We start from the raw sequence: 24,242 nt of genomic DNA, 5'->3' as shown, positions 1-24,242 counted from the left end.
GCGGTCATGATTGATTAAAGCGATCCACCATTTCATATACTAGAGGAGAGATTAGGAATGCCTACGCCATACCCACTGCAATTTCAACCAGAGTTCAAAGAACGTGTATGGGGAGGTCGCGCGCTGGAGCAATTCGGCCTGACGCCGCCTGAAGGACATATAGGAGAAGGCTGGATGATTGCGGATCATCCCAATGGTACAACCAAGGTATTAAATGGAGCACTTGCCGGAAAAGGCCTCGATGAAGTCCGTGAACAACTGGGCACAGCTTGGCTTGGAACCAAAGGAGTTTCGGAAAAGGGCGGACGATTCCCGCTTCTGATCAAACTGCTTGACTGTAACGATGATCTGTCCGTACAAGTTCATCCAACAGATGATTACGAAGCGCTCCCTCCTGGCGAGCTTGGCAAAACGGAAATGTGGTATGTGCTTGATGCCAAACCAGGAGCTCATATCATCTACGGCTTGAATGAAGGCGTTGATCGTGAAGTACTGAAGGAAGCGCTGGAAAATGGTACGGTCATGGATACCCTTCGCCAAGTACCTGTAGAGGCTGGAGATACGTTCTTTATTCCTGCGGGAACGGTACACGCTTTATGTTCAGGTGTCGTTGTTGCTGAGATCCAGCAAAACTCGGATACAACATACCGGATTTACGATTATAATCGTCCAGGCCTGGATGGCAAACCACGTGAGCTGCATGTTGAGGATTCATTGAATGTAACGGCTTATGAGGGTGCTGGCGCCACGACGATGAAAACCAACAACGCAACTCCAGGTGAGTGGCTGAAGCTTGCGGAATGTCCATACTTTGTAGTGGAAAAAGGGATTGTTACAGGACGTTGGGAGCTCTCTACCATTGCTGAAAGCTTCACTATTCTTGTGGTCTGTGAAGGTAGCGGAACGCTGGAGTGGGATAACGCGGAATCGGATAAAATCGAATTGAAAGCTGGACAATGTTACTTACTGCCTGCCAACCTGGGCTCCTATACGCTGGATGGCAACACTACTGTTCTTCGCTCTTATTTGCCTTAATTGAATAATCAACTATCTATTCAAGGGTGAATTCCCTGATTTGAACTGGCTTTAATGTGACCTGTGAAGGAGGATTTACACGAGATGCAGGAATCTACCTTTAGCCTGGTTGGCAATGAAGGTACCCGTATTCATGTGTACCGCTGGCTTCCCGATCCGGAGTGCAACATCAAAGGTGTGGTCCAGATTGCACATGGCATGAGCGAGACTGCTGCCCGATACGCTGAATTTGCCCAACATCTCACCACGCACGGCTACGCGGTCTATGCGAATGACCATCGTGGTCATGGTAAAACGGTCGAAAACTCGGATTTGTTGGGCAATGCCGGCGTAGATGCTTTCCGCTGGATGGCGAGTGACATGATGAATCTGGGCGAAGTTGCCGCCAAAGAAAACCCTGCTATGCCCCTCTTTCTGATGGGGCATAGCATGGGGTCGTTTTTGGTACAGCATCTAATGTATGCTGGCCACGAGCGTTACCATGCATTTATTTTGTCCGGCACCAATGGCAAGCGCGGTCTGCTTCGGATTGGAGAGAAACTGGCTTTCTTGCAGTGTGGAATTCAGGGGAAGGGTCATCCAAGTATGCTGCTCAATGCGCTCGTATTTGGCGGATTCAACCGTTCTTTCCGTCCTGCAACAACGCCGTTTGATTGGCTGTCCCGGGACTCCGAAGAGGTCAAGCGGTTTATGGATGACCCTTTGTGTGGAGCCGTCTGCTCTGCAGGTTTTTTCCGTGACTTTTTCAAACTGCTGTTGGACATTCACTTGCCGCGCAACATGAAACGTATTCCTAAGGATAAATCTGTATATCTGTTCTCGGGTGAACAAGATCCGGTGGGACTTCATGGCAAAGGAGTGCTTAACCTGGTCTCCCAATATCGAGAGCTTGAGCTTGAGGATATTGAATACCGCCTCTATCCGGGGGGGCGCCACGAAATGCTGCATGAAACGAATCGGACTGAGGTTGCCGGGCATGTCGTGGAGTGGCTGGAGAGGCATACGTCCGACTACAGTGCCTATCATTCCACAGCACATGCAGAAACCGCCGATTCCATATAATGCGACACAAATTACCTATACAATGACGAAAGCCCCTGAACGGGTGCACAGCATACACTGTGCTCCGCGTTCAGGGGCTTTACTTTTTTTATTTATAAGATGGCAATTTAATGTTAATCGTTATGGATTACCCTTCGATCAGCAAAGACTCTGGATCTTCAAGCAATTCTTTTACCGTCACGAGGAAACGTACGGCTTCGCTACCATCAATGATACGGTGATCGTACGACAGGGCGATATACATCATCGGACGGTTCTCCATCCGCTCTGCATCAATCGCTACCGGACGAAGCTGGATTTTGTGCATACCCAGAATACCTACTTGAGGTGTATTCAAAATTGGTGTGGACAACAAGGAGCCAAACGTTCCGCCATTGGTAATGGTGAAGGTTCCTCCTTGCAGATCAGACAAAGCCAGCGTGTTGGAACGGGCTTTGGATGCCAGGTCAGCAATGCTTTTCTCGATCTCAGCAAAGCCAAGACGATCTGCATCACGTACAACCGGTACGACAAGACCTTCTTTGGCAGATACCGCAATACCGATATCATAGTACTTTTTGAGAACTACATCTTCGCCATCAATCTCCGCGTTAATGGTTGGGAACTTTTTCAGTGCGCCTACAACTGCTTTGGTGAAGAAGGACATGAAGCCGAGATTGATTTCATGTTTCTCTTTGAACTTGTCCTTACGACGTTTACGAACATCCATGATTGCCGTCATATCCACTTCGTTAAACGTAGTCAACATCGCTGCAGTCTGCTGTGCTTCTACCAGGCGTTTCGCAATGGTAGCACGACGGCGGGACATACGTTGACGCTCCACTGGTTTGGTATACGTGGAACCACCTGCTGCCGGAGCACTAGGTGCTGCAGCGGGAGCTTTAGCAGGAGGCGCTGTAGGAGCGGCAGCCTGCGTGTTGTGAGTTTTCACATCATCCTGATAAACACGGCCAATCGGATCCTTGCTCTGTACCTGATCGAGCTCAATACCACGCTCACGTGCAAGTTTACGAGCAGATGGTGAAGCTGTCTTCGAGCTGCTATCCGAAGATTCCGGTGCTGCAGCAACGGGTGCTGGTGGCGGAGTTGGAGCTTCCGGTGCAGGAGCTGATTGTTTCTGCTCTGTTGCTGCTGGTTGGGAAGCGGACGCGCCGCTTCCTCCTCCAGTTCCAGCTGAAAGTGTTCCAATCGTTTCACCAATTTCTACAGTCTCGCCTTCCTGGCGAACAATTTTCTCAAGAACACCGCTCTCTTCAGCACTGATCTCAATATTTACTTTATCCGTTTCCAGTTCCAGAAGAACATCACCCTGATTAACGGTTTCGCCTTCTTTGACCAGCCATCTGGATACGGTTCCTTCCGTTATCGACTCACCCATTGCAGGTACTTTAATTTCACTCACAGCTGTTACCTCCCCAGTGGAATATTATTCTTCGTCGTTTGCTTCAATGCGGATGTAATGATCTGTTGCTGTTCCATGCCATGCACAAGTTGATAACCGCTGGAAGGACTCGCATGTTCCGGGCGACCTTCGTATTTAACGGTTGTTCCTTCTGGCGCGATTTCACGAAGACGAGGCTCCATGTATGTCCAGGCACCCATGTTTTTGTTTTCTTCCTGTACCCACACCAGCTCTTTCAGCTTGCTGAAACGTGCAAGTACACGCTTGATTTCTTCCGCCGGGAACGGATACAGCTGTTCGACACGAATAATGTGAAGCCAAGACCAATCTGCTTTATCTTTCTCAAAAGCATCTTCCAGATCGATGGCGATTTTACCACTGCACAAAACAATGCGCTCTACGCGATCCGGTTTCGTGCCCAATCCTGCTTGCTCAAGCACAGGCTCAAACTTGCCTTCGCTGAACTCTGCTGCAGGTGAAGCGACACGAGGATTACGAATGAGACTTTTCGGCGACATCATAACGAGCGGACGAGCATCTTCCGTTTCAGTCAACGAAGCCTGACGACGCAACAGATGGAAATATTGCGATGCACTTGTCAAATTCGCAACGGTCATATTGTCTTCTGCACAAAGCTGCAGGAAACGTTCCAGACGAGCACTTGTATGCTCAGGTCCCTGACCTTCGTTCGCATGCGGGAGCAGCATGACCAGACTGGATTTTTGTGACCATTTGGCACGGCCGGCAGATACGAATTGGTCAAAAATAACCTGTGCACAGTTGGCAAAGTCTCCGAATTGTGCTTCCCAGATTACAAGCGTATCTGGTGAATAGACGTTATATCCGTATTCGAAACCAACAACGGACTCCTCAGACAACGGACTGTTGTAGATGGCAAAAGATGCTCTTGCCTGTGGCAGATGATGCAGTGGGCAGAATTTCGCACCATTCTCGGAGTCATGCAACACCAAGTTCCGATGGGCAAACGTTGCACGCTCTGCATCCTGTCCACTGATCCGGATTGGTTTGCCATCCGCAAGAATGGTAGCAAACGCAAGCGTCTCTGCAAGACTCCAGTCTACTTTCTCGCCTTCGTTCAGAGATGTGCTTCTGCGCTGCAAAATACGCTGCAACTTCGGATACACATTAAAATTCTCTGGCCATTTCAGCAAATCGGCGTTAATTGTCCGCAGATTTTCCAATGGTACCGCAGTTGGAATAATCGAAACGGCTTCTGGCTCGCTAATTTGACGTTGATAATATTCATGTACTTCATTGTTCTTCATCTGCTCGTATGCTTCTTTTAAGCGGTTCGTCACAGCTTCACGAATGCTGTTGATGGAGGCATCGTCGATAACCGATTCCTCTTTCAGATGATCCTGATACAAGTGACTAACCGTTGGATGAGCTTTTACTTTGTCATACACCGTCGGCTGTGTTGTTTCTGGATCATCCGTTTCGTTATGACCATAACGACGGTAACCGATCAGGTCAATCAGGAAGTCCTTTTTGAACAGGTTACGGTATTCTGCTGCCATACGAATAGCTGCGATACACGCATCCGGATTGTCTGCATTGACATGCACAATCGGAATCTCATATCCTTTGGCAAGGTCACTCGCATAATACGTTGAGCGTGAATCGCTACTGTCTGTTGTGAATCCAAGACGGTTGTTCACGATAATATGAATTGTTCCGCCATTTTGGTAACCAGGCAATGCTTTGAAATTGAGCGTTTCTGCTACAATACCTTCCCCAGGGAAAGCCGCATCACCATGCATCAGAATAGTTGCCGCTTTGGTTACATCCTGCTTCGGATATCCCGGATCACGGCGATCATCCTGTGCTGCACGTGCAAAGCCCTGTACAACCGGATTTACATATTCCAGGTGACTCGGGTTATTGGCTAGCGTAAGACGCGCTTGTACTGTTTCACCGTCTTTTACATAACGGTTTGCGCCCAGATGATATTTGACATCCCCTGTCCAACCGTAATTGATTCCTGTTGACCCTTCGGAAGGAACCAAATCCTTGTTCGGAGAATGATGGAATTCAGAGAAAATTTTGCTATACGGCTTGCCCAGTACATGAGCAAGTACGTTCAATCGACCACGGTGAGCCATCCCCATCAGAATATGGCTGGAACCAGCGTGTGCCATAATTCGGACTGCTTCATCCAGCATAGGGACTAACACGTCGTTACCTTCAATGGAAAAACGTTTTTGCCCAACAAATGTTTTGTGGAGGAAATCTTCAAATTGCTCCACTTCAACCAAACGTTCCAGTAAAGCTTTACGCTCCTCTGGATTAAGCGGTGCCGGCGAAGTACGAGATTCTGCACGGCGGTTCAGCCATTCCCGCTCATGAACCTCATGCACATGGCTGAATTCATAAGCGATAGGACCAGTATATATTTGCCGCAGGCGCTGGATGGCATCCAATCCTGTTACCGTCTGTCCATCTGCACCTTCCCAGATCAGGGAAGCTGGCAGAGCTTTCAAATCTTCTTCATTCAATTCAAAATGCTTCGGTTCAAGCAAAGAAGTATCTGAATCTTCACTGATTCCAAGGGGATCAATATCGGCCGCAAGGTGACCATAGGTACGAATATTCATTACCAGTTTCCCTGCTGTAACCGCTTTCTGTAATAGTTGAATATCCACGCTTCCGGAAGCCTTTTGGGCGTTGCCAGAATACGAGACTGAATGTGCATCCCTGCCAGACATCGGCGGTGCACCCCATTGTTCAAATAATTCCCGATAAGCCGGTGTAACTGCACCCGGGTCTTGGGAGTATAATTCATATTGTTCCTGTACGTATCCCATATTCGGGCCATAGTAACTTTCCCAGGGTTTCTTGTTGCCTTCCTCGATCGTCATCGACGTTCCCTCCGTCTTGATTTAGTCATAAGTTTTTGACGGAAATCATTGACTAAGCCGTAATTTGCGTTCGTTCAACATTTTAAGCTAAATTTTTCATGAAGTCCAATAATCGTGCTGTTGGTGGTAGTAACGTTGTTCCGACGCTCCCGTCAAGGTTTGTCTGCGTTTTCAAAATCATAGTAAACTGATGATTGTATATACCGTCGCACAGATGTCGAATACTGTCCTGATCCGTTCGAGGGTTACACCTTCCTCAACTTTTTCAAGTGAAGTCCGTGTTCTAATATCTATTCTATAAACTTTTACGCTCAGGAGCATTTCCTATTTTTAGTTCAATTGATGCATAAATTAGATGAATCGAATAATTGGAACATTTCCGACCCACAAATGTGCTCTGATTGTATGGCGTTTTGTTGTTAATCGCTTATCCTACAATGGTTTCTACACATTTTCAGGTTTCACCCGTTTTGCAGCCTCCTTATTTAGAATTGTGGTCCATAATGTCCAAAAACAAACCGTCAAGATAAATATTAACCATTTGGCTTGGTATTCAACAAGAAAATGGGTATTTCTTGAAATTCAATGTATAAACCAAAAGCCGCCTGTAATGCGTAAAAGCATCCGGGCGGCTCTTTTGGACTTAGTTTATTTAAACTGACAGACATTTTATTTTTTTAATGTGGCACCTGAGACTGAAAATCGCTCCGGCTGGACTGATCTGCATGGTAAAAGACCACATCGCCATCCTTTAAGAGCCAAGTTCTGCCTTGACTGTCTACTGGACTGTTGTTGAAACCTTCCATCTTCCACTGATTCATCAGCGGAGCATAAATGTATTGCAGGTGTGGAGCCTCTGTATTCCCATCTCGAAGTGTCTCGATATTAAAGTTGACCACGATATATCCGTCCTTCAGAAATACAGAAGCCTTTTCATCCAGTTGATTTTGTCTGGCAAGCGATTCGAGATTGGTTCCCTTTGGCACGGCGTATACATCTGCAGGCAGGCTGTATTCTCCGTACCAACGCTGGATCGCCGCATTCGCTCGGTCCACACTAACACCCGAAGGAATGTCTGTCTTGGGTCCAATCAGTGTACGAATGGAAGCGGGTAGGATCATCCAGTCATAGCGGCCTACCCATGTTTTCTGGTGAGAGGTTTGATCTACAAGCGTAACCATATAATCGGCGAGCGATCTCTGGTTACGTTCATCGGCTGTCAGTTCATACGTATACTGATAACGCGCCGTATCCCCCAATTCCGTACCGGGTACATTACGCAATCTCGAGTTCAGGACAACAAACCGTTTCTCCAAATCCTGCGCCGATCCTATTCTGATAAGTCGCTCTTGACCGCGGTGGTAGTAAAGATCGACTTCTTGTCTGGAAGAGCCGTCTTTGCTCACAAAGTAGAATGTTGGAGTAATTCGAACACCATCCTGTTTGCCAAACATATTTCCTTTTGTTTTCAGGTCGAACTTGATATGGTAACCCGTTTTCACCGCAATATTACTAAAACCTTGCACAGGGTGACTGCCTGGGCGAACAGGTAACACGAATGGTGCCAGATTCCCTCGCGGATCACCATCAATACTGTTAAGTCCTGTCCAGTAGCTCACTCCTGTCGGCTCCGAACTCCCGAGTTGCTTGCGGAACACGTTCTCCCAATTATAATCGGCGATATCCGTAACGTGAAAATCATACAATCGCCCAACAACCTCCACCGGGACCGTATCTGCCGCAACATGATGGGTCAGATTTGTGTTGGCATCCTGCTGTTCGGTGAATGTCGAAGGAGCATTTTCCGCAATATTGCGAAATTCAACTCGGTAATGCCCTTCATCCACCCATACTGGAAGATAGAAAATGGTATCCAGTTGGTTAACCGGAATGTCCACCCAGGTCTTGGCTGGAATGAACTGACTCCTATCGGCGTTATAGACGTCAAATGGGAAACGAATCTGCTTGATGCGAAAATACTTAGCATAGTCCCTATTGCCATAACCCGGGTAACTGGTTGCGTCCAGATGCTGCCCTGAGGTCGGGATGCGCACGATAAACGGTCGTTCCAGAATAAGCGCCGAACTGGTCGGATCAGGCACTGTTTTCTGGTTATGGGGCTGATCATCAGACACCCAGGCGTAGTTAACGACAGGCGTGTGCACCGTGACAGAATTGATTCCTTGAATAGAAAACTTCTGATCCTGACCGCCTTTAATGTTTCCAGGAATCAAGCCATATGCGATCTCGCCCGTTGTCGGTTGGTCCGCCTTGTTGACCAGTGTATTCTGAATAGTTAAACGATTCTGGTACAGCACGTTGTCGCCGATCATACCAGGCTGTGGAATTGTCCCAGGTCGCGGAGCAGTCTTATCCATCGAAGCAGGATCCATCACAGTGGTACCGTTAAACACTACCTTGTCATTATTTACAGTGTTCTCTTTAACCTCGGCTTCTGCTTTGGTTTGGAATAATGACGTCTCATCAGGTGTAGGCGGCTCGCTGTCACCGCCTGACTTTGTTTCAGTGCCAAGGTCGATTTCCTTGCAAGGTGCAGGTTTCACATGTGCGGTAACCGCATCATCATTAGCCGATTGTAAGGTCGGGGGTGTATATCCGTTTGGAGTCAACGTTACTGTACCACCATAGCCACCAAGTGCATAATTGGATATCGTAGCTTGATTTAGCTGATAGACTTCCAAATTATCAATCTGCCAATAACTATATTGTCGTGTAACCTGCATTGGTTTTTCCACAGGAACGTCTAGTTCCTTAGGTTGTGGAGGTGTTCCTGGGTCATTAGGCCCTGTCGAGGCTCTGCCCGGAATCATCCATGTTTTGTGATACTTCTTTTTTACGTTGACCGTATAAGTCACTGTTCCCGTCATGTTCACCCAACGGTGCTGGAACAAGTATCCTCTAGCCATGACATTTGCATAGAGATCTTCAGAAGTCGGGATGCCACGGGTGACATCAAACTTCTCAGACCCCCGATCATCAGCTTTCAGCACGCCCGAAACGGAGGGGTCCATGACAGCCGATTCGATCAACGCTCCTTTATTAGGAGGACTGATGGTCACGGGGCAACCCACAACACCGCCGTTACCTGGATCAGTTCCCCCGTCTCCTCCGTTGCCTGTGCAGTCCTTTACCTCTAACACCTGTGTTCCTCGCTCATCCAACTGCTGGGCAGTGTCCACAAATCGGGCAGTGATGGTGGTGCTTCCGACGATACCTTTGATCGTCATTTTCCCATCTGCACCTATGGTCGCTACTGCTGGATTGGAGCGAAGCTGAAACCACCTGGTGGTCATCCGATCCGAGTATTGTGAGTATTGAACCCAAAACCGGAATGGTGAAGGCTGAAAAGCCGGGTACTGCTTTTGTGCGTGCAATCTGGAACAACGGTACATACCTCATCTCGGATACGGCTGAACTTACGTCGATGCCTTCACTAAATTGAGTTGCACCATAGTTTTTCGTTTTAACTTTGGCTACCATCTGTTTAGTTTCTCCGACCGTTAGAGTGGAGTCTGGAGTTACGTCGATTTGCTTTTCTTCTTCGAGATCCCCTTCCCAGATGATATCCATTGGTGTATGGTAGGCTACTACTTGCTTCACACAATTTTGATTAGTTTTACCACCATTTTCGAACTCTGTTCGATCACTTACTGAATGATTCCCTCCTGTTTTTGTGTTGATTTTTACAATGGTACTATCTCTTCGTATTACCGTTTCACCAATTCCTGTATAAGAAGTTTGCTGTAATCTGGTTTGATAAGTAACACTTTTTATTCTTATAGACTTAAGAACTGATGAAGTTATAGGATATCCATTATATTCATTCCATTGAGTAGCAGGCCAATTGGAAAAGTCAACTTCATCGGGTATATCTTTTTCGTCAGGATAAGGAGACGAACAAGACAAGGGATTCAAGTTTCTAGAGAAAGTAGGCCCAGTAGTATGATCAGCTTTAAAACTTCCATCATCAAGCTGATACCAATAAACACCTGGATTAGCAACTCTTGGTGCAGATTTTACGGTCAGGACAGATGGACTCTTCATTGATTTTGGACCGTACGGATCATTGGTAGCTGCTTGAATTGGAAGATAAAATGTATCCATAGCACCTACAATTAAAAACATAACGTTAAATACTAACATTAATTTATAATGGAGTTTCAGTACTCACTCACCGCCTTGAAGAAACTACATGTTCTGAATTTGAACTAAATCATTGTTGTTAGCTTTTAAATAATAAGAGCCACCTTTTGCCACAAGCACAGAGGAAGTCCAAAAACGTTTTTTAACATCTTTCTTTATAAGATTACTAGACATCTCTGGAATAGTTATGAATCCATTTTTTTCGGCATGTTTAACATCCATACGATTAAATCTTAACAATGCACTGTCTAGACCACCGCTAAAAGCTAAGAGATTCGATTTTTCTATATTGGATGTAAACGAAATATCTGCAAATGTCATGTAGCTTCCTGGAAACTGAATGGAATCGGGACCAATAAACAGTGATGAGTAAACCCCTTTCGGCGTGCCTTTCGTAACATCTACTACAATAATTCGATGCAGTCGAAGTATGCCGGAATTATTAGAGAGAGTTATATCTCCCTTAGATAGATCACTTACCGTAACAGAATTTTTAGTATAAAAGTAATTACTAATCGTCGTTAAATTCGTTCCTGTTGTACCTACCTCACGCATTTCATTCAGATCACTGTACTTCTCTGCATCTGTGCCCTCAACATCCATATAACGCAGCAAAATGGCAGACACTTCAGCTCGCGTTGTTGGATCAGCAGGCTTCAAGGAACCATCCTCAAATCCACCCACAATGCCAGTCCCGCGAACAAGTGCAAGATAAGGAATTTGCTCTGCAAGAATCGTTCCCCGATTTACTTCAGGGGTAGGTAGCAGTGTATTTTTGCTATCGTCAAAAGCATCCTGGAAACTGGTTCCCGACTTGATCAGTCCGTTTGCAATCCATTTCATCATCTCGTAGCGTGTGAGCTCGGCATTGGGGTTGAATCCTTTCGGATAATCATTAGCGTTAATAAAGCCTTGGCCCACCAACTGTGTCACAGCTGATTCAGACCAGTGTCCCTTGAGATCAGCAAAAGGATTCTCGTCTTGTACCTTTTCCAAGCTGGTTGCACGGCTGAGAAGTGTGGCATACTCACCACGGGTGATTTTGGCATTGGGGCGGAACGTACCATCCTGATAGCCGGAGATCAGATTTTTATCATAGGCTTTGACAATTGTGGCTTGCGCCCAGTGCCCTTTGATATCTTTGAACTTCGTGAGCGCAGAAGCCGTTGTGCCCGCTCCATTCGTGCTTGTAGCAGCATCCACAGTAGACACCAGACCCACGGTTCCAGTAGTCAGCAGCGTTCCTGCCAGCAAAGCCGTCGTCAACAATCCGACTATTAACACATTCCTTTTTGATTTACTACCGTTTAATCTCATCTGCTTCTTCAAATCTACTCACTCTCCTATGTACCTTAGTATGGGGCAAACTTCTGCTTCTTCAGCAATCGTACTACTCTTCAAGCCAAAACCTAAATTTGTAATAATCATCAATATTCTACCATGCAAATCTAGGCTATTGGTATTATTTTTCAGCAATCCCCATCACTACAAGGCCTGCAACCTCCCCTTCCAAAGACCCAATCCACCCCTAAAAACACAAAAAAAGGCCACGAATCCGCAGATTCATAGCCTTATGCTTTAAGGTGTCAGTCCTATTCATTTGAAAAAATTGTAATCTATCTATCACAGAATAAACGATTCTGTTCCATTTGACCAGTCCTAAAATTCAAATCAAGTAGTTTTGTTAATCATATACTTTGCAAATGGCGTCAACGACAACGCTCCGACCTCTTCCAGAGTAAACCATTGTGCGCCCAGCGAATCTTCGCCATCCGGTTCCCTTTTGATCTCATAAGGCCGACTTTCGCTTGTCAAATATACATCGTATAGAATTCCAATATGGTGCAGCTCTTCCGGCTCGCCTTCGTGAACCCACTCCAATACGTTCGATTCCGCAGAACGAATCACCAATTGTAGATTGGAAAGACCCGTCTCTTCCTCGATCTCACGGTGTAGGGCGGTCTCCGGTTGCTCACCAAACTCCAACCTTCCTCCAGGCAAATCCCATTTCCCCATGTAGGCCCCTCTCGCCTTATGTATTAACAGGACTTTTTGCTCCCAAGTGACTAAACCGTATACCCCCATATGTGTGTACCGATGCACTTAAAGGTTCTTCCTCTCGTCTGAAAGATGCCTAACTTGCTCTTCCAATCTACGAATACGCTTATTCAACTGATAGAACGATGGAGTAAATATCACTCCAATAATAATAACAATGACCCAAACACTCAAATCATCAGCCCCTATCTTAAGAATCTCCCGACTCTAGCGATAACCGAACAATCAGTTCTTCACCCTCAATCAACAATGCGGTTAACCCTTTGTTCGAGCCAGATTGGTGATTCTCCCCGTTGGTCCAATACGCGGCTTCTCCTGATCGTATCGCTACCCGTTCGCCTGTCTCACCTTCCACCCACCCTTCCCCTTCAAGCACCAGAAACACCTGCTCACCCACTGCTGGATGCAAACCTACACTTCCTCCTGCAGACAGTTTCAGTTGTGCTACGTGGCAGGCTGTTGCGCTTCGGAGTATCGGCGTAATCTCTGCTCCCTCACTGCCATAAGCGGTGATGGTACGTCGGTCCTCTGGTTTGAGACGATATATCTTCACTTCTTATTCTCCTCTGCCACGGTATCCAGATCCAGAGACAAACGAATCATATCGACGCAGCGAATACCATCTTCTATAATCTCTTCTTCATAATGTTTCACAAAGAAATCCCGATCAACCCCTACAATGCGAAAACCACAGCGTTGATATAGCTTCAACTGATGAAAACTTGAGTTGCCTGTCCCAATTTCTACCGTTCGACCACCGAGCCTGCGTGCTGCTTCTATCGCTTCCTTGATCATGTGTTTGCCAACGCCCTGTCCCTGTAATTCTTCCTGTACGGCAATATTAACAATCTCAACCGTCTCTGGACGCGTCTTCAGCAAGACAAACTCTCCTACCATTTCCCCTTCATATTCAGCGATAAAACAAACACCGCGACTCAGATATTCGTCAACTATGGCTTTGGACGGATCAGCCATTAATAAAAGTTGATAAGGTTTTTCTTCTTCCCAGTCCAAAATCCGGAACGACAATTTCACACCAATCTCCACCTTTTCCTCGTACATATTCATTTACGTCCCGTTTGCAGAAGCCTATGTATGGCTAGTCACCAAATATATAACAACCTTCCGTATATAAATGTTTTAGTCTGAATTCATATTTTTCTCTTTTTATAACTTCGGGTTACTCCGGAACGATTTTTATACTTTATTTTAACCATCTAGTTCACCAAATCTATTAGCTATTTACCGCTCCAGCCTGATTTTGATAATGACGAATCACCATGCCAGATGCTTTTTGCATGCCCTGTTTCTCATAGAACTCCTGGAGTTCGTTATCGCACAGAAGATCAATCATATAGAGATCACCTAGACGATTAAACATACGCTTGATGAGATCTGTTCCGATCCCTTTACCCTGATACTCCGGAAGCACTTCCAGTAAGGGAATATATGCGCTAAGAACTCCATCTGAAATCGCTTGAATAAAGCCCACCACATTTCCGGTTTCTTCATCAATAGCCAGTTCGACAGCATAGGATTGTTCCAGCAACTTCAGAAATGTAGGCGTAGATGGAGGGTTTGGCCAACCTTCGAAAAAAGCCCCGCTAAGTTGGGCGATTCCTATTCCCTCCAGCGATTCACGAAATGTAATATCCATAATAGCAAGTTCTCTCCTTTTAAAAAAGTAAACTTCATTATATCATAATATCTGGATATAAATATATAGAATTGGCTGATAAAATAAGAGACATGCTTTAAATAGAAGCCTTAATTATTAGCTTTATTCATGTAGACTGTTATAACAACGCAACGTTCTATTCCTCACGTTATACACCCGCACTTAAATGTTCGTGGATTAATTTCCATTCTCCGTTGATGCCTGCAACAAAAACATTGGTAGCCCGACCTTTTCCAGCAGCCGGCTCCCCTTGATACATTCCTTTCCAGTGATACGTATAAATACAGACCGCCTGTTCTTCGCCAGTCGTAATCCACGTGACATCTTCTGCACGATATACCTCATCCTTGACTGTCTCCCAAGCGTTTTCAAAATAAACCCGAATTTCATTAAGGGTAGTACAAGACGTTCCCGTAAACCAATATACGGCAGCCGGTGATAACCATTTGCTTACCTCATCAAACTCATGTGTATTGGTTGCTGCAATGTATCCTTCCAGTGCATGCTGGTATCCCATAAATGCTTCCTCCTCCTGAGCGTTTTGAATTATTTAACTTCACTCTATTCAAGAACCGAATCGCTATACACCATAAACGTCTCTTTCAGTGTACGTCCGGTTGATTTCTCCCAGATCACACTCCGCTCAAACGTACCTGCTTGAAAAAATCGCGGGAAACGTTCTGCAAACCAATCCTGCATGGGCAGCTCAAGCGCCTGTCCTAGAGACACCCACAACAGTTCGCCTTCCGGCGGCTCGTTCAATAGCTCTCCCTCATAAGAAGTAGCCACGTAGTTGAAGACCATATAACGCAATCCTTGCTCCGGATCACAAAATTCATCAAGACCTTTGTATGTAATCTCTTTCACCACAAGTCCTGTTTCCTCTTTAACTTCTCGCACGGCACCATCCACAATACTTTCTGGAAAATCAACTTTCCCTCCAGGAGCAATGTATCCCGGAAATCCTTTTTGGTTCGGACGATTCATTAATAGCACCTGATCATTCCGTTTGTCCCATACCATACACATCGTTAAAATCTCAGTTCTAGTGTCCATGTTTATCCTCCCAGTTGCCTTATACAAAACCTAATCCCTTGCAATTCATACATAGAATTAAGCTTATATACTTCGTTGTACTCTAACACTTCTGGTACATAGATAGATTCTCCTGCTTCAATCTCTATTCCGAATCCCTCTTCACTTTCCTGATTATCTGCAAAGTCAATTTCGATATAAACGCATACGAAAGACGGACACCGGAAATTTCGGAGGCCCGCCTCTTTATGATGTATGCAATGTTTCGTTTTTGAACCGAATATCGAATAGGCGATACTCAGCTCATGCCTGTAATTAACACCCGGCGCTCTTTCCACTCGGCACGGCGATAAGCCTGCAGCAGACCAAATTTGCGGATACTTGCTTTCGGTACCGATTTGTAAGGCATAACGACTGTAAAGTCCTCATCAAACGGCACAAAAGACAATCCGACTTTCTCATTGGAAAGCCACTCGGCCTGAATGGGCTGCCTTGAACAGGCATCGAAGGTAGAGCCCAGTCCATCAGCGAAAAAATCATAACGTGCAGCAGGTGTTCCGGGTTCCTCCATACAGAGAAAAAGGCTGAGCTGATCACAAAATAGCATAATTTCTAAATCATGTTTCAGCCTAAGCTTCAACGCTTCACCAGCACCAAGCTGCTGTTCCCAACGTAACTGATGCTCCCGTTCATCGTTTAGATACTCCCTGATATCTTCATCATCATTGGCGTTAGCACCCAGGTTTTTTTGAAACAAATCTGTATACATCATGCTGCACAACAACCCGGCGTACAGGTTTTTCTCCCGAACCTCTTCAATACCTTTACGGTAAAATACAAATCGTGGACGTAGCGGAAAATCACGAAACGAATACGGTATCTGACTATAATCATTCCAGAATGGAGCAGAATCCAGTTCAATCCATCCCCGATCATGCTCTTTTGCGGCAAAAATCAGATCTTCTCGATGCGCTTCATCAGTTAATAATTCCGTTTTCCAATGGGAAGCCATTTCTCCGGCTACTAGTCCATGCTCATGCTGTGCGGTCAAAACAAAATCATGCTCTCTCTCATATACGATCATTTGCTGTCACCCTCCCGCATGGTATACGTTGACTTTAACATAATTTGGTTTACAATTTCCTATAAGTTGCTTTTCATTCAACTTTCAGGGAATATACTAAGGGACCATCAATGCAAAGGTGTTGTCAGTTCCCTGAAATTTGGTACACTAATGATTGTGCCAACATAACATTACATACAGAAAGCGGGATCTCATGAATTTATACTCTCCTTACACCGAGTTTAACCGCAAGGAATGGGCTGACTTGAAGAAATATCAGACCACTCTTCCACTAACGACAGCGGAATTGGAACAGCTAAAGGGATTAAATGAAGAGGTATCCATTCAAGAAGTTGAGGATATTTATCTACCTCTTACCCACTTTATTGACTTATATGCGGGAGCTTCACGAGAGCTGAATCGCTTAACGGCATCTTTTTTAAAAAAAGAAGCACATCACGCTCCCTACATTATCGGTATTGGGGGCAGTGTTGCCGTGGGCAAAAGTACAACTGCCCGCCTGCTTCAGGCTATGCTGGCCAGAGGCAAAGGAAATCCAAAGGTGGATCTGGTCACTACGGATGGTTTCCTGTATCCCAATGCCGTGCTGCAAGAAAAAGGCATAATGAACCGAAAGGGATTCCCTGAAAGTTATGATATCAAGTCACTGATTCAGTTCATGGGTGATGTCAAATCGGGCAAACCCGAAGTGATGGCTCCCGTATACTCCCATCTTGCCTACGACGTCATTGCAGGTGAAGAGAATGCCATATGTCAGCCGGATATCCTCATTATTGAAGGAATTAACGTGCTCCAGGTCAAAAAGGAAACCCCACTGTTGGTCAGTGATTTTTTTGACTTCTCCATCTATATCGATGCAGAAGAGGAGCATATCCGCCACTGGTACATTGAGCGTTTCAAGTTGCTACGCAATACAGCGTTTCAGAATGAGAATTCCTTCTTCCACAGCCGTTTTGCCAATCTGGAAGAAAATGAGGCTGTTCTTACGGCAAGTCAGATATGGAAAGATATCAATGCCAAAAATCTGCACGAAAACATCCTGCCAACTAAAGGACGAGCCAGACTGATTCTGAAAAAGGAAGCGGACCATTCGATTCAGCGCATTCAATTGCGTAAGCTGTAAGTGTCATAATGAGCAGAAACATTCTGCTTAATACTCATTAAAAAGGAGACAAGACTACATGCAGACCTTGATTGTACTTGGAAGTATCATGATGTTTCTTGCTGTTGCCCTTGGAGCATTCGGTGCACATGCGCTCAAACGCAGATTGTCTGCTGACATGATCAAAATATACGAGACTGGCGTTCAGTATCACCTTGTTCACGGACTCGGAATCATCCTTCTCGGACTGTTCGCTGATCGACTGGAGCAGCCTTCTCTTGTGTTGCTGGCTGGATGGCTGCTATTCGCCGGCATCCTCTTATTCTCGGGCAGTCTGTATGTCCTAAGCGTAACTGGCGTTCGAAAACTGGGGGCGATCACACCTCTGGGCGGAGTAGCTTTCTTAGCTGGTTGGGTAATGTTATTAGTCGCCGCTTTGTAAAACCAACATCGTAAACTGAAAAGAGTGTTCTAGCCGATCTCAAAAAATCGCTGGAGCACTCTCTTTATGTTTAACTTCGCCATATACGGCGAATGCTGTGTGTGACTTTATCTCCCTGCTGTTTTTCCAGGACATATACATCAGGATTAGATAGATTTTTCCACTCCTCGAATCCAAAGGATGCATCATGGCTGCGAATGAGCAGAGATAACAGATTACCGTGTGTAATCACAGCCCCGCTATGCTCAGGCCGGCTCCACAGCTCGTCCAGCACCTCAAGGCCCCTGGCTGTCGCGAAACGAGAAGATTCACCACCTTCTTCCGTCCAGTCTTCGTCCATGTATGTACGTTCAAGCACATCCATCCAGTTATCCAGATGAAGGGTACTAAGCACCCTTTCTTGAAGACGTTCATCCGTATGTATATGTTGCAGGACGGTTTTGCCCAGTGGGGCAGCGGTTTGAAGTGCCCTTTTCCACGGACTCGACACAATGTATTGGATTGGGTGCTCCGCCAACATCTCAGCAAGTTCTTCTGCCTGACGAAGTCCTTCATCCGTAAGCTCGGCATCCGGTTCTTGCCCTGTAGCTTTGGCATGACGAATGAGATAAATAGACTGCATCGCCCTTCAACTCCTGTTGATTCAAATTACATTCAATGCTTCTCCAGATATTTGAGTGCAATTCGCATGTTCTCCCGGTCTTCCGAACGGCCAGATGAACTAAGAAAAGTAACCTTTTCCTCTGTCCACACGCCCTTTTGGTCTGCCAACCCAAGAAGCTGCTTCAAGCGGTTAACCGTTCCCGTACTGCCATCAATAATCTGAATATGATCTGGTAGAACCGTACGAAGAATCGATGTGTAAAACGGGTAATGCGTGCAGCCAAGTACAACTGTACCGTATAAGTTCAGATCAAGATCAGCCAGTTTAAGGCGGAAATACGCCGCAATCTTCTGTGGATCAAAGTCCAACTGCTCACACCACTCCACAAGTTCAGGTAATGGAATGGAATCGACACTGTGGTGATCATCCACTCGGGATACCAATTCATGATATTTCGTTTGACTCAAGGTTAGGGCTGTAGCAAATACAAGCACTCTTTTGCCGCTTCTTCGATTCATTTCCACTGCCGGTTTCACAGCAGGCTCCATCCCGATAACGGGGATATCATACTTGGCACGTAAATCCTTCACGGTCAGACTGGTCGCTGTATTGCAGGCAATCACAATCGCTTGCACATTTTCCTGAACAATAGCCTCCACACAATTGAAGATATGTCCTCTAACCTCATCGGCGGACTTGGTCCCATAAGGAACATGCAATGTATCGGCATAATACAGAAACGCTTCTTCAGGGAATTGATGCAATGCTTTATGCAAGACGGTTAAACCACCGATTCCCGAGTCAAAAAATGCAATTTTCTTCTTCAAGGGTTTCACCTCTATAACGTATTCTTTCAGGTTCCTGGAACCTCTCATTCCTGCTCATGATGACTGGGAGGTGAGTTATGTTATTCCGGATCATCACAGACGTTAACGTTTGACGACCTGCGGTGATCGTTTCGGTTACGGATCGTTCTTTCGATCGCTGTTGTCTCCAAATTTTCTTGATATATTTTATAAATGTCCAAATTTGGAGACAAAGGCGAACGCTACCGCTTCTTCAGAATCGATTCCGTTCCCTCCACTACCTTCGCTGTAAGTCATGCACTAATGAAGAGCCATTATTCTAACTTCATTTTATACTGTCTGAGCCAGTCTTTGCCACTTTGCCAGCGTTCCACGGGGTTACGCTCTCCGAGCAGTTCACTACTAGCCTGAGCCATAAGCCATTCCTTAAGGCCATCATTCGAACTGGACTCCAGCTGCTGAATCAGGACGTTCAGTCCCTCTTCACCCGTATCCAGAATCTGAGCATACGCCTCTGTATTAGCAGCAATATAATCACCTGGATTACTGCTGGTCAGAATCTCAGGTTCGTTCACGATTTGCTGAAGATTGCTATCAATTTTCCAGCTCACGTCATGACTTTCCACCTGATTCGAGCATGCTACCAACATCCATGCTGCACACAGCATCACCGTGCCGCTTGCAATACGTTTGCGAATCATGGAATCACTCCTGTCCCTGCTCAAACTTATGAACGGCACTCTCAATAAACTCGACAAAGCTATGATCATAATTATACTCATCCCGATAGATACGGATATGCGCTACAATGACTTATTGCAGGTTCTTTTGTACAAAATTCCTAATCATTGCTGCAACAACAACTTTTGATCCAGAGTTTCAACCCAGCGGATTGATGCCCTTCATTTAACACAAATGATTGCATCTTTTATGACGAGGTCGTGATGCTGAAATCCACACCAAACTGGATTAGTCCCAGCTTCCGGGCAACAGTTTGCGAAGCTATATTATCCCATGATGTACTATAGATTGGAATGCGCCCGCTCTCTTTAATATGATACTGCCAGCACTTTACCGCCTCCGCTGCATAACCCTGTCCTCTGAAATTAGGCGCCGTATACAGACTAGCCTCAGCACCCTGTTGGGATACACGGGCCGAACAACATACAGCGACAGCCGAATCCTCCATAACATAAGCAATAACGGGCATTTTTTCATGCAGACGCTCTATTAAATCAGAAAAATGCTTTTCCAGCAGAAAAGTACGATGACTCTCTATAAGCTGAACATTTGGATGCCATTCGCCGCACTTCTCGGGAAATGTATAAGCCGGGCCCATCCATGCACTCTTCACTGGCTTAAACGTCTCCACTCTCCGAATCAGCTTCGCAATATCGAGCGGAAGCTCAGCATCACAGCCTAGCTCTTCAATCAGAGTGAACGGCAACTGCTCATGATAGTAGGAACATTGCCCGACAGAAGTTATTCCAATAAATAAGGCTGGAGCCTGCCCACCATCCGGTTCGTTAATACTTAACAGACGCTTCTGATTGTCCATCGTATACAATGTATCTGCCTGAATTTTCATCATATCCATGGGTGAACGGTTTGAAATGGGATTCATAATTACGGAATGAACCTCTGCAATAATGGTTCGCCTACACTTCTTTTTCCAGCGTCATGCTGCTTCAGAAAATCAGTTATTAATCCTGATATCGTATATTTGCACATTGGCTATACCCCCTCATTAATTTCCATTATACGGTATATCACGTGCAGATACGAATCAAATGTGCACAATTGCGTATGAGTAATATATTAGAGAATTTTAAGATCTAGACAGTGATTCAATATCGTTTATTGATCCTGCAGCACGGCTTTTTTCCATGCTTCACCCAATTCAGCAACCGATGCATAACGACTTGCCCGCTCAGGGTCTACTGCTCGAATAACCACCTGGTACAACGCTTCTCCCGCATCCCATCTGGCATATGAACGATCCAACTCTCCACCCAGCAGGGAAAAAGCCATCGCTCCTAAGTTGAACACATTCGTAATTCCATCCATTGGTGCACCCAATTCAAATTCCTCAGGAGACATAAACCGGGATGATCCCCACATCCGTCCCATCGTATTCGTGAAAGAGCCCTTTCGATACAAATCAATATCACATATTTTCATCGTTTGTTTGTCAAAATCATAGATCAGACTGCCATCGTAAAAATCAACAGCCACATACCCTCTCCGTTGCACTTCGATGTGAAAATCCAAAATACGCTCCATCGCCTGAATACGCGTCTTTACCGGAAGCTGTCTGAATCGATAATAGGGGGAACGAGGGTCCTCATATTTAGCTGGTGGTGGAAAATCCCAATGGGAATGCAGACATTCTCCTTCCACCCAATCGAATACACAGGCGTAGCCATGTTCTATTGCAAAATGGTCTTTTAAATGAATCAATGTGTCATGTGCCAAATCTTCGTATATGGAAACGGATGATTTCAAATAATGAATCGCTTCGGCAGGTGCACTTATACTGTTCGCATGTATCGTGCATGCTCCAGCATATTTCACGAATATCCGCTTTCCGTCTAGACCCAGAATACCAAAGGACAAATTGCCGGAATCCTGCTGATCAAACACACGGAATACAGTACCCAGGCGCGCGATCCATTCGAATGAATGAGGTTCTTTTAACTCAAAAGAAATGCCGTCAAGTTCAAGCTGAACCGTGTCCGTCATAAGTCACCACCTTCTTCAACATGCTCATCGCTCACATTCAAACGCTCAGCATAAAAGTACGTCATATGCGCTTCATCGTAACCCTTTCCCTGAACGACCAGTGCATTGCGCTCAATGCCATAGGTTTCGAATCCATGCTGCTCATACAATCGCCTTGCTGACCCGTTTGTGGTAACCACACTGAGATTGATTTGCTCTATGCCTTCCAATTCCCTGCCCCGATCCAACACTTCGCGGAGCAATCGGGAAGCAAGTCCACATCCACGATAAGACGGTGAGACATAAACTCCCCAGATGTATCCTTTGTGCCTCAGCTTTAGTCCCTGTTCTCTTTTGAACCCCATTGTCCCTGTGAGGATGCCTTCTTCTGTATATGCACCCAGAATGTAATTATCGGGTTCGGTATGTATACGTTCCTGCACTTCACTCATGGGAAGCTGAATGGACATTTCAAATGAAGCCCCGAAGGCTTCCGGATGATTTTTCAGTGCTTCCAGCCGCAAAGGCCAATATTTCTCTGCCTCATCTCTGCGTATATTGCGAAGGATGAACACGTTCTCCTTCTGACCTTCATTCATGCTTCAACCACTCCCTGCATGTCATAAGGATAATCGATTTGTAGCTTTACATTCGCTGCGGCTTCATGGCCTGCAAGCAAACCTACAACATAGACCCCAAGATCAATGGACGTCGCTACCCCTCCGGCCGTAATCACATTTCCGTCTTTCACAATCCGGGTTTGAATCACCTCAGCAACATATGGCTCAAGCAGTTCATAAACATTGGGATGCGTTGTTGCTTTTTTACCCGTTAAAAACCCCGCCGCCCCCATCAGCAGAGAGCCTGTGCACACAGATACCTTCAGTGGAACATTCTCTGCCTGTCTCAGCCAGCCCACAAAAGCCTCATCGAATCGAAGCTTGCGTGTTCCCATACCACCAGGCACAAAAACGAGATCATATTCCGCCAAATCAGGCTTCACCCGGTCCACCTTCAACGTTAAACCCGATTCGTCTCTAACCTGATCTGTCATCGCACATGTTTCCCACGTTGTGCCTTTGGTTTGTTCAAAGAAATTCAACCGATTGATCACATCATAGAATCCTGCAAAATCAAGGAAAGTCAAACCATCAAACAAAACAAAAGCGATTTTCATATGAAAGCCCTCCAGTGTTTTTTATTTCGTGATTGAGTTTCGTAGCTGATTCTATTTCAATCCACGCGCAATAATCCACTCCAGCCATTTCCAGGGAAGCAGCAGCTTGCCGATGATAAGCAAACGCGAGCCTTTGCCCAGCGCATAACGAAGCCTTGGTGCACGCATCCGTGCAATGCGAGCAATCAGATCGGCCACTTCCTGCGGATCAGGTGCAGTCTCTCCAGCATTCTGGGAATAACGAAGAACCGCGTCCAGCTTATCTTTATAGGGAGAATGGTCGCTCCTGTGAATTTCGCCCAAGCCTTTACTCCATATGGGTGTACGATAAGCACCCGGCTCTACCAGCACAACCCGGATGCCGAACGAGGACATCTCATGACGCAAACTTTCCGTGAAACCTTCCACTGCGAATTTGGATGCAGCATACGGCGCATAACCTGGAAAACCGGACAATCCACTGACGCTGGACAAGTTGATGATCAATCCCTGCTTTTGCTCACGCATGACAGGCAGGACCGCACGTGTAACGGCAATCAAGCCAAACAGATTCGTTTCCATTTGCCGACGCCAATCATCCATGGATACTTCTTCAATAAATCCGCCAAGCGCAAATCCTGCATTGTTCACCAGCATATCGATCCGCCCATTGTTTTGAAGTACCGTCTGAACAGCCTCCTGTACCGAATCACCATCCGTTACATCCAGGCGAATAACCTGTAACCGATCCGAAATACCCGCCTGCTCCGCCAACCTTGGCAATTCCGCATTCCGACTCAAATCTCGCATCGTTGCCACAACACGATATCCTTGTTTAGCCAGCGTAACCGCCGTAAGCATACCGAACCCACTCGATGTACCCGTGATTAACGCCACAGGGGCGTTTGGGTTGAACTCTTTCGATTTCCCCACGGTTAAACCTGTTTCGCCCTTTATATGATCATCCTCTGTCTGTATCTTCTGTTCTGTCATCTGCTTCACCTCTTCCCTCGA

The 24,242-nt window shown here is 45.9% G+C and carries 24 protein-coding genes; 5 read left to right on the top strand and 19 right to left on the bottom strand.

Translation table 11 applies throughout. The features are described 5' to 3' along the window. The first annotated feature begins 57 nt into the window (after positions 1-57). Both BLV50_RS15165 and BLV50_RS15160 read left to right on the top strand, forming a co-directional pair. Positions 58-1,035, top strand: a complete 978-nt coding sequence (locus BLV50_RS15165) for a type I phosphomannose isomerase catalytic subunit (protein WP_090808617.1) — start codon at positions 58-60, stop codon at positions 1,033-1,035. Positions 1,036-1,119: 84 nt separating this feature from the next. Then, positions 1,120-2,097 carry an alpha/beta fold hydrolase gene (locus BLV50_RS15160; protein ID WP_090808615.1) on the top strand — a complete coding sequence of 326 codons (978 nt, stop codon included), beginning with the start codon at positions 1,120-1,122 and terminating at the stop codon, positions 2,095-2,097. A 127-nt stretch (positions 2,098-2,224) separates the two neighbouring features. Here the strand turns inward: BLV50_RS15160 and odhB are convergent, their stop codons facing one another. From odhB to BLV50_RS15145, 3 genes are all read right to left on the bottom strand, one after another. After that, positions 2,225-3,499 carry a 2-oxoglutarate dehydrogenase complex dihydrolipoyllysine-residue succinyltransferase gene (gene odhB, locus BLV50_RS15155; RefSeq protein ID WP_090808613.1) on the bottom strand — a complete coding sequence of 425 codons (1,275 nt, stop codon included), beginning with the start codon at positions 3,497-3,499 and terminating at the stop codon, positions 2,225-2,227. A 5-nt stretch (positions 3,500-3,504) separates the two neighbouring features. Then, positions 3,505-6,378 carry a 2-oxoglutarate dehydrogenase E1 component gene (locus BLV50_RS15150; protein ID WP_090808611.1) on the bottom strand — a complete coding sequence of 958 codons (2,874 nt, stop codon included), beginning with the start codon at positions 6,376-6,378 and terminating at the stop codon, positions 3,505-3,507. Positions 6,379-7,055: 677 nt separating this feature from the next. Beyond that, entirely contained in the window at positions 7,056-9,692 is a 2,637-nt protein-coding gene (locus BLV50_RS15145) for a DUF5704 domain-containing protein (protein WP_371129253.1), read from the bottom strand. A gap of 14 nt (positions 9,693-9,706) precedes the next feature. Between BLV50_RS15145 and BLV50_RS33810 the strand changes: the two genes are divergently transcribed. Further along, entirely contained in the window at positions 9,707-9,841 is a 135-nt protein-coding gene (locus BLV50_RS33810; protein WP_177031193.1) for a hypothetical protein, read from the top strand. 746 nt (positions 9,842-10,587) lie between these two features. Here the strand turns inward: BLV50_RS33810 and BLV50_RS15135 are convergent. The 8 genes from BLV50_RS15135 to BLV50_RS15100 all read right to left on the bottom strand — a co-directional run bounded on the left by BLV50_RS15135 (position 10,588) and on the right by BLV50_RS15100 (position 16,397). After that, positions 10,588-11,871: an S-layer homology domain-containing protein gene (locus tag BLV50_RS15135; protein WP_090808606.1), complete on the bottom strand. Its 1,284-nt coding sequence runs from the start codon at positions 11,869-11,871 to the stop codon at positions 10,588-10,590. Positions 11,872-12,213: 342 nt separating this feature from the next. Continuing rightward, positions 12,214-12,627: an NUDIX domain-containing protein gene (locus tag BLV50_RS15130; protein ID WP_240321356.1), complete on the bottom strand. Its 414-nt coding sequence runs from the start codon at positions 12,625-12,627 to the stop codon at positions 12,214-12,216. Between the two features lie 163 nt (positions 12,628-12,790). Then, a complete protein-coding gene (locus BLV50_RS15125) occupies positions 12,791-13,153 on the bottom strand; it encodes a cupin domain-containing protein (protein ID WP_063564173.1) in 363 nt (120 codons plus the stop codon). Next, positions 13,150-13,668: a GNAT family N-acetyltransferase gene (locus tag BLV50_RS15120; protein ID WP_072734060.1), complete on the bottom strand. Its 519-nt coding sequence runs from the start codon at positions 13,666-13,668 to the stop codon at positions 13,150-13,152. The genes BLV50_RS15125 and BLV50_RS15120 overlap by 4 nt, the downstream gene beginning before the upstream one ends. A 166-nt stretch (positions 13,669-13,834) precedes the next feature. Further along, positions 13,835-14,257 (bottom strand): GNAT family N-acetyltransferase, encoded by a 423-nt coding sequence (locus tag BLV50_RS15115; protein WP_090808601.1) that lies wholly within the window; start codon positions 14,255-14,257, stop codon positions 13,835-13,837. A gap of 169 nt (positions 14,258-14,426) precedes the next feature. Then, positions 14,427-14,795, bottom strand: a complete 369-nt coding sequence (locus BLV50_RS15110; RefSeq protein WP_090808599.1) for a YybH family protein — start codon at positions 14,793-14,795, stop codon at positions 14,427-14,429. Positions 14,796-14,839: 44 nt separating this feature from the next. Then, on the bottom strand, positions 14,840-15,334 hold the full coding sequence (locus tag BLV50_RS15105) for an 8-oxo-dGTP diphosphatase (RefSeq protein ID WP_063564170.1): 495 nt from the start codon (positions 15,332-15,334) through the stop codon (positions 14,840-14,842). 277 nt (positions 15,335-15,611) lie between these two features. Continuing rightward, positions 15,612-16,397 carry a DUF3891 family protein gene (locus BLV50_RS15100; RefSeq protein ID WP_072734062.1) on the bottom strand — a complete coding sequence of 262 codons (786 nt, stop codon included), beginning with the start codon at positions 16,395-16,397 and terminating at the stop codon, positions 15,612-15,614. A gap of 193 nt (positions 16,398-16,590) precedes the next feature. Between BLV50_RS15100 and coaA the strand changes: the two genes are divergently transcribed. Both coaA and BLV50_RS15090 read left to right on the top strand, forming a co-directional pair. After that, positions 16,591-17,520 carry a type I pantothenate kinase gene (gene coaA / locus BLV50_RS15095; RefSeq protein WP_072734063.1) on the top strand — a complete coding sequence of 310 codons (930 nt, stop codon included), beginning with the start codon at positions 16,591-16,593 and terminating at the stop codon, positions 17,518-17,520. A 58-nt stretch (positions 17,521-17,578) separates the two neighbouring features. Beyond that, positions 17,579-17,941 (top strand): DUF423 domain-containing protein, encoded by a 363-nt coding sequence (locus BLV50_RS15090; RefSeq protein WP_090808597.1) that lies wholly within the window; start codon positions 17,579-17,581, stop codon positions 17,939-17,941. A 70-nt stretch (positions 17,942-18,011) separates the two neighbouring features. Here the strand turns inward: BLV50_RS15090 and BLV50_RS15085 are convergent, their stop codons facing one another. The 8 genes from BLV50_RS15085 to BLV50_RS15050 form a co-directional block, all read right to left on the bottom strand. Further along, positions 18,012-18,563, bottom strand: coding sequence for a histidine phosphatase family protein (locus tag BLV50_RS15085; protein WP_090808595.1), 552 nt, complete (start codon positions 18,561-18,563; stop codon positions 18,012-18,014). 32 nt (positions 18,564-18,595) lie between these two features. After that, positions 18,596-19,420, bottom strand: coding sequence for a glutamate racemase (gene murI, locus BLV50_RS15080; protein WP_090808593.1), 825 nt, complete (start codon positions 19,418-19,420; stop codon positions 18,596-18,598). 245 nt (positions 19,421-19,665) lie between these two features. Then, a complete protein-coding gene (locus BLV50_RS15075) occupies positions 19,666-20,052 on the bottom strand; it encodes a hypothetical protein (RefSeq protein WP_090808591.1) in 387 nt (128 codons plus the stop codon). A gap of 227 nt (positions 20,053-20,279) precedes the next feature. Then, a complete protein-coding gene (locus tag BLV50_RS15070; RefSeq protein ID WP_079696503.1) occupies positions 20,280-20,975 on the bottom strand; it encodes a GNAT family N-acetyltransferase in 696 nt (231 codons plus the stop codon). Positions 20,976-21,208: 233 nt separating this feature from the next. Continuing rightward, positions 21,209-22,093, bottom strand: coding sequence for a serine/threonine-protein kinase (locus BLV50_RS15065; RefSeq protein ID WP_063564162.1), 885 nt, complete (start codon positions 22,091-22,093; stop codon positions 21,209-21,211). Further along, positions 22,090-22,671, bottom strand: a complete 582-nt coding sequence (locus BLV50_RS15060) for a GNAT family N-acetyltransferase (RefSeq protein ID WP_083584717.1) — start codon at positions 22,669-22,671, stop codon at positions 22,090-22,092. The genes BLV50_RS15065 and BLV50_RS15060 overlap by 4 nt, the downstream gene beginning before the upstream one ends. Further along, entirely contained in the window at positions 22,668-23,249 is a 582-nt protein-coding gene (locus BLV50_RS15055) for a DJ-1/PfpI family protein (RefSeq protein ID WP_090808589.1), read from the bottom strand. The genes BLV50_RS15060 and BLV50_RS15055 overlap by 4 nt, the downstream gene beginning before the upstream one ends. A gap of 51 nt (positions 23,250-23,300) precedes the next feature. Beyond that, positions 23,301-24,221 carry an SDR family oxidoreductase gene (locus tag BLV50_RS15050; RefSeq protein ID WP_090808587.1) on the bottom strand — a complete coding sequence of 307 codons (921 nt, stop codon included), beginning with the start codon at positions 24,219-24,221 and terminating at the stop codon, positions 23,301-23,303. Between the last annotated feature and the right edge of the window lie 21 nt (positions 24,222-24,242).

Origin of the sequence: Paenibacillus sp. 276b (assembly GCF_900107875.1) — a bacterium.
In the GTDB taxonomy this organism is placed as follows: domain Bacteria; phylum Bacillota; class Bacilli; order Paenibacillales; family Paenibacillaceae; genus Paenibacillus; species Paenibacillus marchantiae.
This window is presented reverse-complemented; position numbering and strand designations above follow the sequence as displayed.

Bases quoted from the DNA above. Each gene is read 5' to 3' on its own strand.
- BLV50_RS15115 (WP_090808601.1), bottom strand. From the start codon at position 14,257: ATGGATATTACATTTCGTGAATCGCTGGAGGGAATAGGAATCGCCCAA.
- BLV50_RS15165 (WP_090808617.1), top strand. From the start codon at position 58: ATGCCTACGCCATACCCACTGCAATTTCAACCAGAGTTCAAAGAACGT.
- BLV50_RS15130 (WP_240321356.1), bottom strand. From the start codon at position 12,627: ATGGGGGTATACGGTTTAGTCACTTGGGAGCAAAAAGTCCTGTTAATA.
- BLV50_RS15100 (WP_072734062.1), bottom strand. From the start codon at position 16,397: ATGATCGTATATGAGAGAGAGCATGATTTTGTTTTGACCGCACAGCAT.
- BLV50_RS15055 (WP_090808589.1), bottom strand. From the start codon at position 23,249: ATGAAAATCGCTTTTGTTTTGTTTGATGGTTTGACTTTCCTTGATTTT.
- BLV50_RS15050 (WP_090808587.1), bottom strand. From the start codon at position 24,221: ATGACAGAACAGAAGATACAGACAGAGGATGATCATATAAAGGGCGAA.
- BLV50_RS15090 (WP_090808597.1), top strand. From the start codon at position 17,579: ATGCAGACCTTGATTGTACTTGGAAGTATCATGATGTTTCTTGCTGTT.
- BLV50_RS15145 (WP_371129253.1), bottom strand. From the start codon at position 9,692: ATGACCACCAGGTGGTTTCAGCTTCGCTCCAATCCAGCAGTAGCGACC.
- murI (WP_090808593.1), bottom strand. From the start codon at position 19,420: ATGAGAGGTTCCAGGAACCTGAAAGAATACGTTATAGAGGTGAAACCC.
- BLV50_RS15150 (WP_090808611.1), bottom strand. From the start codon at position 6,378: ATGACGATCGAGGAAGGCAACAAGAAACCCTGGGAAAGTTACTATGGC.
- BLV50_RS15160 (WP_090808615.1), top strand. From the start codon at position 1,120: ATGCAGGAATCTACCTTTAGCCTGGTTGGCAATGAAGGTACCCGTATT.
- BLV50_RS15120 (WP_072734060.1), bottom strand. From the start codon at position 13,668: ATGAATATGTACGAGGAAAAGGTGGAGATTGGTGTGAAATTGTCGTTC.
- BLV50_RS15065 (WP_063564162.1), bottom strand. From the start codon at position 22,093: ATGACGGACACGGTTCAGCTTGAACTTGACGGCATTTCTTTTGAGTTA.
- BLV50_RS15060 (WP_083584717.1), bottom strand. From the start codon at position 22,671: ATGAATGAAGGTCAGAAGGAGAACGTGTTCATCCTTCGCAATATACGC.
- BLV50_RS15110 (WP_090808599.1), bottom strand. From the start codon at position 14,795: ATGGGATACCAGCATGCACTGGAAGGATACATTGCAGCAACCAATACA.
- coaA (WP_072734063.1), top strand. From the start codon at position 16,591: ATGAATTTATACTCTCCTTACACCGAGTTTAACCGCAAGGAATGGGCT.
- BLV50_RS15070 (WP_079696503.1), bottom strand. From the start codon at position 20,975: ATGAATCCCATTTCAAACCGTTCACCCATGGATATGATGAAAATTCAG.
- BLV50_RS15105 (WP_063564170.1), bottom strand. From the start codon at position 15,334: ATGGACACTAGAACTGAGATTTTAACGATGTGTATGGTATGGGACAAA.
- BLV50_RS15075 (WP_090808591.1), bottom strand. From the start codon at position 20,052: ATGATTCGCAAACGTATTGCAAGCGGCACGGTGATGCTGTGTGCAGCA.
- BLV50_RS15085 (WP_090808595.1), bottom strand. From the start codon at position 18,563: ATGCAGTCTATTTATCTCATTCGTCATGCCAAAGCTACAGGGCAAGAA.